The 13,148-nt window shown below is 72.4% G+C and carries 13 protein-coding genes; 10 read left to right on the top strand and 3 right to left on the bottom strand.

All coding sequences use genetic code 11. The features are described from left to right. The first annotated feature begins 83 nt into the window (after nucleotides 1-83). The gene (locus BM393_RS16375; RefSeq protein WP_091728474.1) at nucleotides 84-725 is read left to right on the top strand and encodes a helix-turn-helix transcriptional regulator; all 642 of its coding nucleotides are present in this window, start codon (nucleotides 84-86) and stop codon (nucleotides 723-725) included. Between the two features lie 135 nt (nucleotides 726-860). On the opposite strand, the gene BM393_RS16370 is transcribed toward BM393_RS16375, so the two are convergent. Next, entirely contained in the window at nucleotides 861-2,282 is a 1,422-nt protein-coding gene (locus tag BM393_RS16370) for a cytochrome P450 (RefSeq protein ID WP_254783477.1), read from the bottom strand. A gap of 111 nt (nucleotides 2,283-2,393) precedes the next feature. On the opposite strand from BM393_RS16370, the gene BM393_RS16365 reads away from it, so the two are divergent. Together BM393_RS16365 and BM393_RS16360 are read left to right on the top strand one after the other, a co-directional pair. Next, a complete protein-coding gene (locus BM393_RS16365) occupies nucleotides 2,394-3,284 on the top strand; it encodes an AraC family transcriptional regulator (RefSeq protein ID WP_091728470.1) in 891 nt (296 codons plus the stop codon). 93 nt (nucleotides 3,285-3,377) lie between these two features. Beyond that, on the top strand, nucleotides 3,378-5,261 hold the full coding sequence (locus BM393_RS16360) for an ATP-binding cassette domain-containing protein (protein WP_091728466.1): 1,884 nt from the start codon (nucleotides 3,378-3,380) through the stop codon (nucleotides 5,259-5,261). Nucleotides 5,262-5,498: 237 nt separating this feature from the next. Here the strand turns inward: BM393_RS16360 and BM393_RS16355 are convergent, their stop codons facing one another. Beyond that, nucleotides 5,499-6,284 (bottom strand): fumarylacetoacetate hydrolase family protein, encoded by a 786-nt coding sequence (locus BM393_RS16355; protein WP_091728462.1) that lies wholly within the window; start codon nucleotides 6,282-6,284, stop codon nucleotides 5,499-5,501. A 101-nt stretch (nucleotides 6,285-6,385) separates the two neighbouring features. Here BM393_RS16355 and BM393_RS16350 point away from each other — a divergent pair, with 101 nt between their 5' ends. After that, entirely contained in the window at nucleotides 6,386-6,862 is a 477-nt protein-coding gene (locus BM393_RS16350) for an energy transducer TonB (RefSeq protein WP_091728458.1), read from the top strand. Nucleotides 6,863-6,937: 75 nt separating this feature from the next. Here the strand turns inward: BM393_RS16350 and BM393_RS16345 are convergent, their stop codons facing one another. Next, the gene (locus BM393_RS16345) at nucleotides 6,938-8,377 is read right to left on the bottom strand and encodes a PLP-dependent aminotransferase family protein (RefSeq protein ID WP_091731695.1); all 1,440 of its coding nucleotides are present in this window, start codon (nucleotides 8,375-8,377) and stop codon (nucleotides 6,938-6,940) included. 119 nt (nucleotides 8,378-8,496) lie between these two features. On the opposite strand from BM393_RS16345, the gene BM393_RS16340 reads away from it, so the two are divergent. The 6 genes from BM393_RS16340 (at nucleotide 8,497) to BM393_RS16315 (ending at nucleotide 13,141) form a co-directional block, all read left to right on the top strand. Beyond that, on the top strand, nucleotides 8,497-9,711 hold the full coding sequence (locus BM393_RS16340; RefSeq protein WP_091728453.1) for a PLP-dependent aminotransferase family protein: 1,215 nt from the start codon (nucleotides 8,497-8,499) through the stop codon (nucleotides 9,709-9,711). After that, a complete protein-coding gene (locus BM393_RS16335; protein ID WP_091728449.1) occupies nucleotides 9,708-10,163 on the top strand; it encodes a GNAT family N-acetyltransferase in 456 nt (151 codons plus the stop codon). Before BM393_RS16340 ends, BM393_RS16335 begins: the two co-directional genes overlap by 4 nt. Nucleotides 10,164-10,268: 105 nt before the next feature. Continuing rightward, nucleotides 10,269-11,108, top strand: a complete 840-nt coding sequence (locus BM393_RS16330) for a PhzF family phenazine biosynthesis protein (protein WP_091728443.1) — start codon at nucleotides 10,269-10,271, stop codon at nucleotides 11,106-11,108. Between the two features lie 10 nt (nucleotides 11,109-11,118). Continuing rightward, nucleotides 11,119-11,760, top strand: coding sequence for a VOC family protein (locus BM393_RS16325; protein ID WP_254783476.1), 642 nt, complete (start codon nucleotides 11,119-11,121; stop codon nucleotides 11,758-11,760). Continuing rightward, nucleotides 11,760-12,497, top strand: a complete 738-nt coding sequence (locus BM393_RS16320) for an alanyl-tRNA editing protein (protein WP_091728434.1) — start codon at nucleotides 11,760-11,762, stop codon at nucleotides 12,495-12,497. Before BM393_RS16325 ends, BM393_RS16320 begins: the two co-directional genes overlap by 1 nt. After that, nucleotides 12,494-13,141, top strand: a complete 648-nt coding sequence (locus BM393_RS16315) for a glutathione S-transferase C-terminal domain-containing protein (protein WP_091728431.1) — start codon at nucleotides 12,494-12,496, stop codon at nucleotides 13,139-13,141. The genes BM393_RS16320 and BM393_RS16315 overlap by 4 nt, the downstream gene beginning before the upstream one ends. Nucleotides 13,142-13,148: the final 7 nt, after the last annotated feature.

Here is a 13,148-nt window from a genome sequence, read left to right as displayed (position 1 = left end):
TCCGTTTCCCTCGATGGCGACGGGGTGCGCGCGCTGGACGTGACCGCCTCGCCACTGCTCAATGACTTCCCGGTGCCTGTGCCATGAATGAATCGCCGCTGTTGTCCTGCGATGCTCGTCAGCTCGGCCGCAGCCTGCGGCTGTGGCGAACGCTGCGCCGCCTGAAGCAAGGCGCGGTCGCGGCCGAGATGCGCGTCTCGCAGACGACCGTGTCGCGCTGGGAATCGGGACTGGCGGCGCCGTCGCTGGAGGAGCAGCAGGCGCTGCGCCGGTTGATGGCCGCGCGGCTGGACAGCGCGGCCGACTTCGAACTCGGCCGGCTCGTCGAACGCGCGCCGGTGCCGGTGCACCTGATCTGCGACCTGAGCCACCGGCTGCTGGCGATGTCCCGCGCGCGGGAGCGGCACTGCCGACTGCCGCGCGCCGAACTGATCGGCCGCGCGTTGTGGTGCTACGCCACGCCCGAGATCGTGGCGCAGGAAGCCCGGCTGGACGCGCTGGGCTGGTACGAGCCGGCGCCCGGCGCGGTGGAGTTCGAGACCGGCGCGGCCACCGAGCAGGACATGCCCATCCTCCGGAGCCGGATGCGATGGGTGCGCTTCCAGTTGTCCGACGGCAGCTTCGTGCGGTTGGCCGAGACGGTCGCCGAGGACGATGCCGCCATCGATGCGGGGCGCGCGGGGGCGGCGGCGCCCGGCGTGCGGAGCGAGGCGCCGCGCGGGTGACTGGGGGAACGGTTGAGCCTGCGGTCGTGCGTGCGGCTGGGTGAGCGGTCGGGTGAGCGGTCGGGCAGGGCGGCGTGACGAGGGCATGGCCGCCACGCTACGGCCCCGGCCGGCGGGCGTCCACGAATAAAAGATTCAGCGCGGCAGCAACCGCAGGCGAAGGGGCGTGGCCGGGCGCAGCGTGATGTTGAGCACCGGCTCGGGCGCGGGCGCCCCGGGCACGGACGCGAGGCGATACCGCTGCAGCACCATCGCGGCGATCAGCGTGATCTCCATCAGCGCGAAGTGGCTGCCCAGGCACACCCGGGGCCCGGCGCCGAAGGGCATCCAGGCGCCGCGCGGGATCTCGCGATGGCCGGCCGCCGGATCGAAGCGCTCCGGGCGGAAGGATTCCGGCTCGTCGAACCAGCGCGGGTCGCGCTGGATCAGGCCGGGTGTCAGGCGCAGCATCGCCCCGCGCGGCAGCCGCAGGCCGGCGATGTCCAGCGGCTGCGTGGTCCGGCGCGAGAACAGCGCCGGCGCCGGCGGGAACAGCCGCAGCGTCTCCTTGATGCACAGGCTCAGCCAGGGCAGCCGCGTCAGGTCCGCCGCCCCAGGCTCACGACCGCCGAGCACCGCGTCCACCTCGTCGGCCGCGCGCCGCTGGGCGTCGGGGTGGGCGGCCATGCACCAGCCCCACCAGGTCAGCGCGGCGGCGCTGGTCTCATGGCCGGCCAGGAAGGTCGTCATGCATTCGTCGCGCAGGGCGGTGTCGTCGAGTGGCGCGCCGTGCTCGTCGCGCAGCGCCATCAGCATCGCCAGCAGGTCGTCCGGCGCCGGACCGCCCTGGCGGGCGTGCTCGCGCCGTATCGCGAGGTGACCGCGGATCAGCCCGTCCAGCGATCGCAGCGCGCGGCGCTTGCCCCGCTTCCAGGGCGCCCACAGCGGCGCGCTGACCGGCACGTACATCTCGCCCATCGCGACCTTGCCGAGCTCGTGCACGGCCCAGGCCGCCTCGGCCACCGCCGCATCGCCCTCGCCGGCGGAGAACAGCGTCCGCAGGATCACGTCCATCGTGAGCAGCGTCATGAGCGACTCGAAGTCGAGCGTCACGGCCCGGGCCTCGCCCGAGCTGCCGTTCGAGCCGCCGTTCGAGCCGATGGCCGCGTCGGGCAGGCGTTCCAGCGCGCGCCGTGCGGCCTCGACCATCAGCGGCACGAAGCCGGTCACCCGCTGCGGCGAGAAGCCCGGCTGCAGCAGCTTGCGCTGGCGCTGCCACGCGGGCCCCTCGGCCACCAGCACGCTGTGGCCGTGCGCATCCGCGAACACCGCGGTCGCTCGCTCCCAGCGGATCAGCCCCTCGTGGCCGGCGATCAGCAGCTCGCGCACATGGTCGGGATGGAAGAAGCAGAAGTCGTCCAGGCCGAGCAGCCGCTGGTGGACCACGTCACCATAACGCCGCTGCAAGTGGCGGAGATGGCCCAGGTAGTCACGGCGCAGCGCGAGGACCTCGGGCAACCCGCCCCAGCGGGTGGAAGGACCAGGAATGGGAGCGGGGATCGGCAGGACATGGCTCATGGGAGGGCATCGTGGCGGCGACCCGGCGCCGCGTCTTGAATCGAAGCGACATGACAGGGGCTTCGAGTGAGCCTCGTCGCCGCGGGCGCGACGCCTCTAGACTGCGGCGCCATGGACGCTTCCCTCCACCCCGGCACCATCGCCCGCCTGCGCATCCCTTCGCGCGCCCTGGAAGGCTGCGTGTACGCCTACCTCTGGCGCGACCTCGCCGGAGAGGTGGCTGGCCCATCGGCGCCCGCGCTCACCGAGGCGCAGTGCCAGAGCTGGTTCCCCGCCACGCCGTTGTGCGGCCTGAGCTGGACGCTCAGCGGCCGCGTGCGTGAGCTGGGCCTCGGCGGCGAGCCTGGCGACTGGCTGCCGGCCGGCGTGCTCGGCGGACCGCGCAGCGGGCCCCGTCGTTTCCAGTCGACGCCGGACGGCCGGGCCTTCATGGTCGCGATCCGGCCGGAGGCGCTGCAGGCGATGACCGGCCTGGACATCGGCGCGCTGAAGGACCGCATGGTGCCGCTGTCGGTCATCGACGATCCGGCCTGGCGTGCGCTCGACGCGGCGATGCGCGAGGCCGGCGACGAAGCGACGGCGCGTCGCACGCTCGAGGCCTTCCTGCTGCCGCGCTGGCGGACGGTGCGCGCGGCGGTGCTTGCCGACGACCCGCCGCCGCGCGGTTACGCCGGCTGGATGCAGCGCCTGGCCCTGCGCGCGATCGCGGCGGGGCACGGGCGCAGCGTCCGCCAGGCCGAGCGTCGCATCAAGCAGTGGAGCGGCCAGAGCCTGCGCGCGCTGCGGCTGGTCAGCCGCGCCGAGGCCGCCTTCCACGAGGTGCGCCGGCGCGACGAGGACGACGACGCCGTGATCTGGAGCGCCCTGGCCCAGGACCACGGCTACGCCGACCAGGCGCACCTGTGCCGCGAGACCCGGCGCCTGAGCGGTTTCAGCCCCGAGGAACTGCGCCGCCGCGTCGCCGAGGAGGAAGCCTTCTGGGCCTACCGCGTCTGGGTCTGACCGCCGCAGCGCCCGGGCGGGACTCCCTCGCCCCCGGGAGGGGGAGAGGGCCGGGGTGAGGGGGCGTCCCCGCCCATCGAGGACAATCCCCCGATGGCTGTCCTTTCCCTCTCCAACGCCCACCTCGCCTTCGGCCATGTGCCGCTGCTCGACGGCGCGAATTTCTCCCTCGAAACCGGCGACCGCGTCGGCCTGATCGGCCGCAACGGCACCGGCAAGTCCTCGATGCTGAAGGTCCTCGCCGGCCTCGAGAAGCTCGACGACGGTCTGCTGCAGCTCGAGAAGGGCCTGACCAGCGTCTACGTGCCGCAGGAACCCGAACTGCGCCCCGAAGCCACCATCTTCGACGTCGTCAGCGAAGGCGTGGCCGAGGCCAAGGCGCTGCGCGCCCGCTACGAGGCGCATGACGAGAACGACGACCTCGGCTGGGTCCAGGAGCGCATCGAGCAGATCGGCGCCTGGAACTGGGAACAGCGCGTCGACGAGACGCTGCACCGCCTGGGCCTGGACGGCGAACGCCGGGTCGGCGAGCTGTCGGGCGGTCTGAAGAAGCGGGTCGCGCTGGCCCGCGCGCTGGTGGCGCAGCCCGACGTGCTGCTGCTGGACGAGCCCACCAACCACCTGGACCTGGACGCGATCCGCTGGCTGGAGGAGCTGCTCAATGGCTTCAAGGGCTCGCTGCTGCTGATCACCCACGATCGCGCCTTCCTGGACAATGTCGCCAACCGCATCGTCGAGCTCGACCGCGGTCAGCTGCGCGGCTACCCCGGCAACTTCGCCGCCTTCCAGGCCGCCAAGGCCTATGAGCTGGAGAACGAGGCGCTGGCCAACGCGCGCTTCGACAAGCTGCTGGCGCAGGAGGAGGTCTGGATCCGCAAGGGCGTCGAGGCCCGCCGCACCCGCAGCGTCGCGCGCGTGCAGCGCCTGCATGAGATGCGCGCCGAGCGCCACGCCCGTCGCGACGTGCAGGGCAAGGTGCGGCTGGACGTGGCCACCGGCGAGTCCAGCGGCAAGATCGTCGCGGAGCTGGAAAACGTCTCCAAGCGCTTCGGCGACCGCCTGATCGTCGACGGCTTCACCGGCACGATCCTGCGCGGCGACAAGGTCGGCCTGATCGGTCCCAACGGCGCGGGCAAGACCACGCTGCTGAAGATGATCCTGGGCGAGCTGCCGCCCGACAGCGGCACCGTGCGCCTGGGCACGAAGATGACGGTCGCCTACTTCGACCAGATGCGCGACGCGCTCAACCTCAACGCCACGCTGGCCGACACCATCAGCCCGGGCAGCGAGTGGATCGAGATCGGCAACCAGCGCAAGCACGTCAAGAGCTACCTGGGCGACTTCCTGTTCTCGCCGGCGCGCGCGGACTCGCCGGTCTCCAGCCTGTCCGGCGGGGAGCGCAACCGGCTGCTGCTGGCGCGGCTGTTCGCGCGGCCGGCCAACGTGCTGGTGCTGGACGAGCCGACCAACGACCTGGACATCGAGACCCTGGAACTGCTCGAGGAACTGCTCGCCGAGTACGACGGCACCGTATTCCTGGTCAGCCACGACCGGCGCTTCCTGGACAACGTCGTGACCTCGACCATCGTCAGCGAAGGCGCCGGCAAGTGGCGCGAGTACGAAGGCGACGTCGAGGACTGGCTGCAGCAGTCGCAGCGCGCGGCGGAGATCAAGGCGCGCCAGGCGCCGGCCGCGGCGCCGGCTCCGGCGCCCGCGCCCGCGCCCGCGCCCGCACCGGCGCCCGTCGTCGCGACCAAGCGCAAGCTCAGCTACAAGGAGCAGCGCGAGCTCGACGAAATCCCCGCCCGGATCGGCGCGCTGGAAACCGAGCAGAAGCACCTGCAGGCGCTGCTCAACAGCACCGAGCTCTACCAGCAAGGGGCCGCCAAGATCACCGAAGTCACCAACCGGGCGGCGGAGATCGACGATGAGCTGCTGGCGCTGATGGAGCGGTGGGAGGCGCTCGAGGCGAAGTGAGGGAGGCGGCCGGACTGCCAGCACCGGGCGTGGCGCCCTGACTGGTGGCAACGAACTCGGCGCCCGGACTGTCAGCACCGAGCGTGGCGCCCGGAGTGCTGGTACGGAGCAAGGTGCCCGGACCGCCAGCACCGAGCTCGGCACTGCCAGGGCATGGGGGCTCCCTCCTGGACCCCCAAGCCCTGTCCGCGCCCCGAGACATCACCGCGTGCGGCGGATTTGCGACCGAGGGGTGCGTCAGGACTTGACCGTGAGGTCGCCGAGACCGGCGTAGCGCGCCGTCACCGTCACCCCCTTCGACAGCTTCGTGGCAACGCGCCAGGAGCCCGTCGTGACGACACTGCCCGCCGGCACGGTCAGGCCAGTGCGCGTCGCCGCTTGAAGCCATCCGGCCACGACCCAGGCGGGATCGTTCAGGCCATGGCCGCCGGTACCCGCCATCGGCGCCTGGTCGCCGACGATCAGCTCGCAAGACTGGTTCGCCCAGTCGTGACCCGGCTTCCACGCCTGCCACGGGCCCAGCGCCAGCGCGCCATGCGTCTGCGCATCGGCCAGGCGCAGCAGGTTGTCGGCGCCCAGGCCGCGCTGCCAGCGCGAACCCAGCCATTCGACGGCGACGCACATCGCATCGATCAGGTGCTCGGCCTGGCCGGGCACCAGCGCAGCGGCCATCTCGGGCGTGACGTCGCGCCCGAGGCGCAATGCGATCTCGGCCTCCGCGCCGATCAGGGACAGGTCACCGAAGTCGCCGCCGTTGCGCAGGCCGCGCACCTCGCGGGCGCGCAGGGGCGGCAGCGGCGACCTGCCCAGCGCGCCATCGCGCGACGAGCCGCCACACTTCCAGAACTGAACGCGTCCCGGCGCCAGCCAGTCGAGCCGCTGCGCGAGCTCGGCCTGCGCCGCGTAGGCGGCGGCCTCGTCGGGGAGCGACCAGGCGGTGTCGTCCAGCAGCGTGTCGTCGGACCAGGCCTGGGCGAGCGCGGCGCCCAGGTCGGTGGGGGAGGAGGGGCTAGGGATGGTCATGAGCGCGGATCTTAGGCGCCGCCGCTAGCATCCGGCCCGACAAGGACACACCGCGTCGGGCGAGCCTCGCGCGACAGGGAACACGGCCAGGGAGGCCCCAGATGATCGATCGCTCCGGATCAGCGGCGCGCGCCGCCGCGTTGCTCCTGTCCGCGCTGCTCGCGGCCTGCGCCTCGCAGCCGCTCAATCCGTTCGGCCGCGCCTACGACGAGGAGAACGTGCTGCAGCCCGGCCCGCTCGCCGGCTGCAAGGGCAACTACGACGTCCCGCCCTACCTCGAGTTCGGCAGCAAGACCATGTATCCGGCCACGCAGCACATGAACGCGTACAGCGGCGACGTGGTCGTCGAGTTCCGCGTCGACGCGCAGGGACGGGTCACGCCGCTGACCGCCGCCGAGGGCCCGGCCCGCGCGTTCATCAACCACAACAACCTGGCGATGAAGGACTGGCGCGTGCGGCCGGCCACCTGGTGGAGCACGCCGGTCGAGGTGGTCTGCCGCCTGCAGCAGAGCTACCGGATCATCGGCCCGTACGCGCCGGTCCGCGAGGACAACGTGCCGCCGCCCGAGCGCCGCTGACGGCGCGCGTCGCGTCGCCTCGGGGCGCGTCATCGCGGGCCATCCGTCGTGGCGTCATCGGCGGCCGATCGCGGCTCAGCGCCGGAGCGCCTCGCGGGCGCGCTCCAAGGCGTGCCAGAACTTCGGGTCCTGCGAGGTCGCGAAGTTGATGCGCATCAGCGTGCCCGGCGTACGGGTCGGGCTGAAGAGGATGCCGGGCGCGATCAGCCAGCCCTGGTCCATCATCGCGGGCGCGAGCCGCTCGGTGTCCACGCCCACGTCGACCCAGCCGAACAGGCCGGCCGGCGTCGCGGCGAAGCGGCAGCCCGCGTCCTCGGCCAGCCGCACGCAGCGCTGGCGGGCCGTGGCCAGGCGCGAGGCGATCCGTTCCGCATGCTTGCGCAGCAGGCCCTGCTCCAGGCACAGCGCCACCGCGCGGTCCATCAGCGGGCTGGTGGTGAGCGAGGCCAGCAGCTTGAGCTCGGTGAGCCGCGCCATGCGGTCCGCGCTGGCCGCGACGAAGCCGACCCGCCACGCCGGCGACAGCATCTTCGAGAAACCCGAGACGTAGATCGTGCGGCGCAGTTGGTCCAGCGCCGCCAGGCGCGGCGCGTGGTTGGGCGCGAACAGCGCGTAGGTGTCGTCCTCGACGATCAGCAGGTCATGCTCGTGCGCCAGCTGCAGCACCTGGTGCGCGTGCGCGAGGTCCAGCGTCGCGCCGGTCGGGTTGTGCAGCACCGACACCGTGACGTACATCCGCGGCCGGTGTTCCTCGATCAGCCGGCGCATCACGCCGATGTCGGGCCCCTGCGCGCCGCGCGGCACCGGCAGCAGCCGCATGCCGGCCTGCGACAGCCGCGCGTATTCGATCGCCCAGCCCGGGTCGTCGACCAGCACCGCGTCGCCGGGCTCGAGGAAGGCGCGGGTGATCAGGTCCAGCCCGTGGGTCGCGCCGACGGTGCTCATGATCTGGTCCGGCGCCGCCTGGATCGCGATGTCCAGCAGCCGCCGCGACAGCGCGCGGCGCAGGCGCTCGTCGCCGAGCGGCTCGCCGTAGCCCGACAGCAGCGCGTCGTCCGCATTGGCCGCGAGCCGGCGCAGCGTCGACTGCAGCAGGCCCAGGTCCAGCCACTCCGCCGGCAGGGTGCCCAGGCCCGGCGAGCGCCGCGCATCGGCCTGGAACATGCCGCGGATCAGCGCGCTGGCGTCGACCGGCGGCGGCAGCGGCGCCGGCGCGGGCTCGATCGCCAGCGGCGCGCGCGGCGGCGTGCGGGTTTCGCGAACGAAAAACCCTCGCTTCTTGCGCGCCTCGAGCAGGCCCTGGGCCAGCAGCTGGTCGTAGGCCGCGACCACGGTGTACGGGCTGACGCCGTGGTGCCGCGCGCAGTCCCGCACCGACGGCAGCCGCGCGCCCGGCAGCAGCAGCCGCTGCTGGATGCGCGCCGCGAAGCGCTGCGCCAGCTGCTGCGCGAGCGGCTGGCTGGCGTTGCGGGAGAGGGTGACCGGCGCGACATTCACGCTGGAGCTGGCGCTCATGCCGGCGTTGGCTGTGCTGGTGTCCATGCCAATACAGATGATGCGGTGGTATGGCTCAGTGTATTGGTTCTGTGCTGGTCGACCCCTTAGACTGGCCCGCTCAACCGGAGACAACCCCCATGAACCGCAGTCCCTGGACGCAAGCCCGCCGCGCCGCGCGCATGAACCCGTCCATCATCCGAGAGATCCTGAAGGTCACCGAGAAGCCTGGCGTGCTGTCGATGGCGGGCGGCCTGCCCAGCGCGGACACCTTCCCGGTCGAGGCCATCAAGACCGCCTGCGACCGGGTGCTGACCCACAACGCCAAGGAGGCGCTGCAGTACGCCGCCAGCGAGGGCTTCGCGCCGCTGCGCGAGTGGGTCGCGGCCAAGGTCGCGACGCTGGGCATTCAGGCCTCGCCGGACCAGGTGCTGATCACCAGCGGCTCGCAGCAGGGACTGGATCTGGTGGGCAAGCTGCTGTGCGACGCCGGCGCGCCGGTGGCCGTCGAGACCCCGACCTACCTCGGCGCGCTGCAGGCCTTCACGCCCTACGAGCCGATCTTCGCCAGCCTGGCCAGCGACGATGAAGGCCCGCTGCCTTCGGCCATCGAGGCGCTGCCGCACGACGCGCCGGGCACGCGCTTCGCCTACCTGCTGCCGAACTACCAGAACCCGACCGGCCGCGTGATGAGCGCCCAGCGCCGCGAGGCCGTCGTCGCGGCCGCGCGCAAGGCCGGCGTGCCCATCGTCGAGGACAACCCCTACGGCGACCTCTGGTTCGACCAGCCGCCGCCGGCCTCGCTGAGCTCGCTGTGGCCCGAGGGCAGCATCTACCTGGGCTCGTTCTCCAAGGTGCTGACGCCGGGTTTCCGCCTGGGCTACATCGTCGCGCCCAGCGAGATCTATCCCAAGCTGCTGCAGGCCAAGCAGGCCGCCGACCTGCACACGCCGGGCTTCAACCAGCGCGTGGTGCACGAGGTGATCAAGGGCGGCTTCCTGGACGAGCACGTGCCCAAGATCCGCGCCCGCTACAAGGCCAATCGCGACGCGATGGCCAAGGCGCTGGCCGAGTGCCTGCCCCCGGGCTGCGAGTGGCAGGTGCCCGAGGGCGGCATGTTCTTCTGGATCCGCCTGCCCGAGGGCCTGGACGCGATGACGCTGCTGCCGCGCGCCGTCGATGCCGGCATCGCCTACGTGCCGGGTGCCGCGTTCTACGCGCACCAGCCCGATCCGCGCACGCTGCGCCTGTCCTTCGTGACGCTGACGCCGGACCTGATCGCCGAAGGCGTCGACAAGCTCGGCCGCATGCTGCACGAGGCGCTCGCGCTGACGACCGCCGAAACCACGCCATGAGCGACGCGCGCCCGCCGCTGCCCTTCGAGCCGGTGCTCGACGAGCACTGGACCGAGGCCGACCTGGACGTGATCCACGGCTTCATCGGCCGCACCTACTGGGCGGCCGGCATCCCGCGCGACACGATGCGCCGAGCGATGGCGGGCTCGCTGAACCTGCTGCTGCGCGGGCCGTCCGGCGCGGTGGTGGGTTACGCCCGCGTGGTCACCGACCGCGCCACCTTCGCCTACCTCTGCGACGTCTTCGTGCTCGAGGACTGGCAGGGGCGGGGGCTGGGGGACTGGCTGATCGCGCGGGTCGTCGCGCACCCGGCGCTGCAGGGGCTGCGACGCTTCTCGCTGTTCACCAAGGACGCGCACGCGCTGTATGCGCGCCACGGATTCCAGCCGCTGGCGGCGCCGGACCGCGGCATGGAGCGGCTCCGTCCCGACGTCTACCGCGCCGCCCCCTGAGGCCGGCGCGGGGGCGATGTCCCCTGTTTCTGGCACCCGATGCCGCCTGTCACTCGCACGTCAGGCGGGGCGGGCCGACTTCACCGTTCTCGATCGAGGGTCTTCATGTCCGAACTCCGCCGTTTTGTCCAGGTCGACGTCTTCACCGCCGAGGCGCTGAAGGGCAACCCGCTGGCCGTCGTCGTCGACGGCGCGGGCCTGGACGAGGCCACCATGGCCGCCTTCGCCCGCTGGACCAACCTGTCCGAGACCACCTTCCTGCTGCCGCCGACGGATCCGGGCGCAGACTATCGCGTCCGCATCTTCACGCCGGGCGGCGAGCTGCCGTTCGCCGGCCATCCGACGCTGGGCTCGGCCCACGCCTGGCTGGCCAGCGGCGGTGATCCGAAGCAGCCCGGCGAGGTCGTCCAGCAGTGCGAGATCGGGCTGGTGCGCATCCGGCGCGACGGCGGCCGGCTCGCCTTCGCGGCGCCGCCGCTCAAGCGCGAGGGGCCGGTCGAGCCGGCCCTGCGCGAGCAGGCGCTGCGCGCGCTGCGCCTGGAGGCCGCCGAGCTGCTGGACCTGGTGTGGGTCGACAACGGCCCGCAGTGGATGGCGGCGCGGCTGCGCTCGGCCGAGGCGGTGCTCGCGCTGCAGCCGGACTTCGTCGCGATGGACGGCCTGAAGCTGGGCGTCGTGGGCGCTTATCCTGCGGGTTCGCCACAGCAATTCGAGGTCCGGGCCTTCGTGCCCGGGCTCGGCGTTCCGGAAGACCCGGTCACGGGCAGCCTGAACGCGGGTCTGGCACTATGGCTGCAGGGCGCCGGTCTGGCGCCCGATCGCTATGTGGCCGCCCAGGGCGCCGCCCTCGGGCGCGCCGGCCGGATCCATGTGGCACGCGAAGGCGCGCATTGCTGGATTGGCGGCGATGTCACGCCGTTGATCCACGGTCAGGTGAGGTTGTGAAGCCATGAGCATGGAAGTCGATCATCTCGTTGTCGCCGCGAACACCCTGGAGGAGGGGCGCGCCTGGTGTGAACGTGTCCTCGGGGTCACGCCGCAACCCGGCGGGCGCCATGCGCTGATGGGCACGCACAACCTGCTGCTCAACATCAGCGCGCCGCCAGCGTATCCCCGCTGCTATCTGGAAATCATCGCCATCGATCCCGAGGCGCCGGATCCCGGCCGGCCCCGCTGGTTCGACCTGGACCAGCCCGCCGTGCGCGAGCGCCTGGCGCAGGAGGGCCCGGCGCTGCTGCACTGGGTGGCGCGCGTGTCCAGCCTGGATGCGACGCTGGCGACCTGGTCCGGCGAGGGCATCGATGCGGGCGAGGCCGTCGAGGCCGGACGCGGCGACCTGCGCTGGCGCATCGCGCTGCGCGAGGACGGCCGCCGGCTGCGCAAGGAAGGCCTGCCGGTGCCGATCGAGTGGCAGGGCGACGCCCATCCCACCGACAAGCTGCCCGAAAGCGGCGTCCAGTTGCTGAGCTTCGAAGCCCGCGACGGCCTGCGGGCCGAGCTCTCGACGCCCAAGGGCACGGTCGAGCTGGAGGCGATCGAAGGCACCTTGTCCGTCGCGCCGACGCAGTCGGGTGATCTCGACGACGTGCCGGCCTGATGGGCACCCAGGACCTGTTCCGTGAGGACGCGCAGTTGCGCGAGTGCGAGGCGACGCTGCTGCGCGCCGACGAGCGCGGCCTGCTGCTCGACCGCACGGTGTTCTATCCGCAGGGTGGCGGCCAGGCCGGCGACGCCGGCACGCTGACGCTGCCCGGCGGACGCGAGCTGGTGATCGCCGACACCCGCAAGGGCGAGGACGGCGAGATCCTGCACCTGCCCGCGCCGGATCAGGACCTCGCCGGCCTGGCGGTCGGCACGCCGGTGACGGCCCGCATCGACTGGCAGCGCCGCCACGCCCACATGCGCTTCCACACCGCGACCCACTTGCTGTGCGCGCTGGTGCCGCATCCGGTCGATGGCTGCTCGATCACGGCGGGCTATGCGCGCTTGGACTTCCACATGACCGACGCGCTCGACAAGGACGCGCTGACGGCCGGCATCGCCCGGCTGGTGGCCGAGGCGCGCCCGGTCAGCCACAGCTGGATCAGCGATGAGGAACTCGACGCGAATCCCGGACTGGTCCGCAGCATGAGCGTCCAGCCGCCGCGCGGCTCGGGCCGGGTGCGCGTGCTCAAGATCGACGGCGTCGACCTGCAGCCCTGCGGCGGCACGCACGTGGCCAACACGGCCGAGATCGGCGCGGTCGTCGTCACCAAGATCGAGAAGAAGTCGGCGAAGACCCGTCGCGTGGTGCTCGGCTTCGCCACTGACGCCGCCGCGGCGCCTTCGGCATGAGCGCGCTGCGCGTGCTCGGACGCGCGGCGTCCATCAACGTGCGCAAGGTGCTGTGGACCGGCGTCGAACTCGGCCTGGACCTGGTGCGCGAGGACGTCGACGTCAAGGCCGATGCTTTCCGCGTGCTCAATCCCAACGCGATGATGCCGGTGCTCATCGATGCGCAGGCGGGTCCGGGCGCTGACGCCGGCACGCCGTTCTCGATGTGGGAAAGCAACAGCATCTGCCGCTACCTCGCCCGTCGCGAGGGCCGCGAGGACCTGCTGCCCGACGAGCCGCGGCGTCGCGCGCTGGTCGAGATGTGGATGGACTGGCAGGGCGGCGAGCTGAACAACAGCTGGCGTTTCGCCTTCATGGCCCTGGTGCGCAAGAGCCCGCTGCATCAGGACCCGGCGCAGATCGAAGCCGGCATCGCCCATTGGAACCGGCACATGACGATGCTCGACGGGCAGCTCGATCGCTCGGGCGGGCCCTACGTGCTGGGGGCGACCTTCACCCTGGCGGACGTGGTGCTCGGCTTGTCCGCGCACCGCTGGCGCGCCGCGCCCATCGCGCATGCGAGCCTGCCGGCGGTCAACGCCTGGTACGAGCACCTGCTGGCGCGCCCGGGATTCGCCTTGCACGGCCCGGCCGCGGGCCCCTGAGCGCCGT

This window comes from Mitsuaria sp. PDC51 (assembly GCF_900113225.1).
Classification (GTDB): domain Bacteria; phylum Pseudomonadota; class Gammaproteobacteria; order Burkholderiales; family Burkholderiaceae_C; genus Roseateles.
The sequence above is the reverse complement of the archived record's forward strand: the minus strand, read 5'-3'. Positions and strand labels throughout refer to the sequence as shown.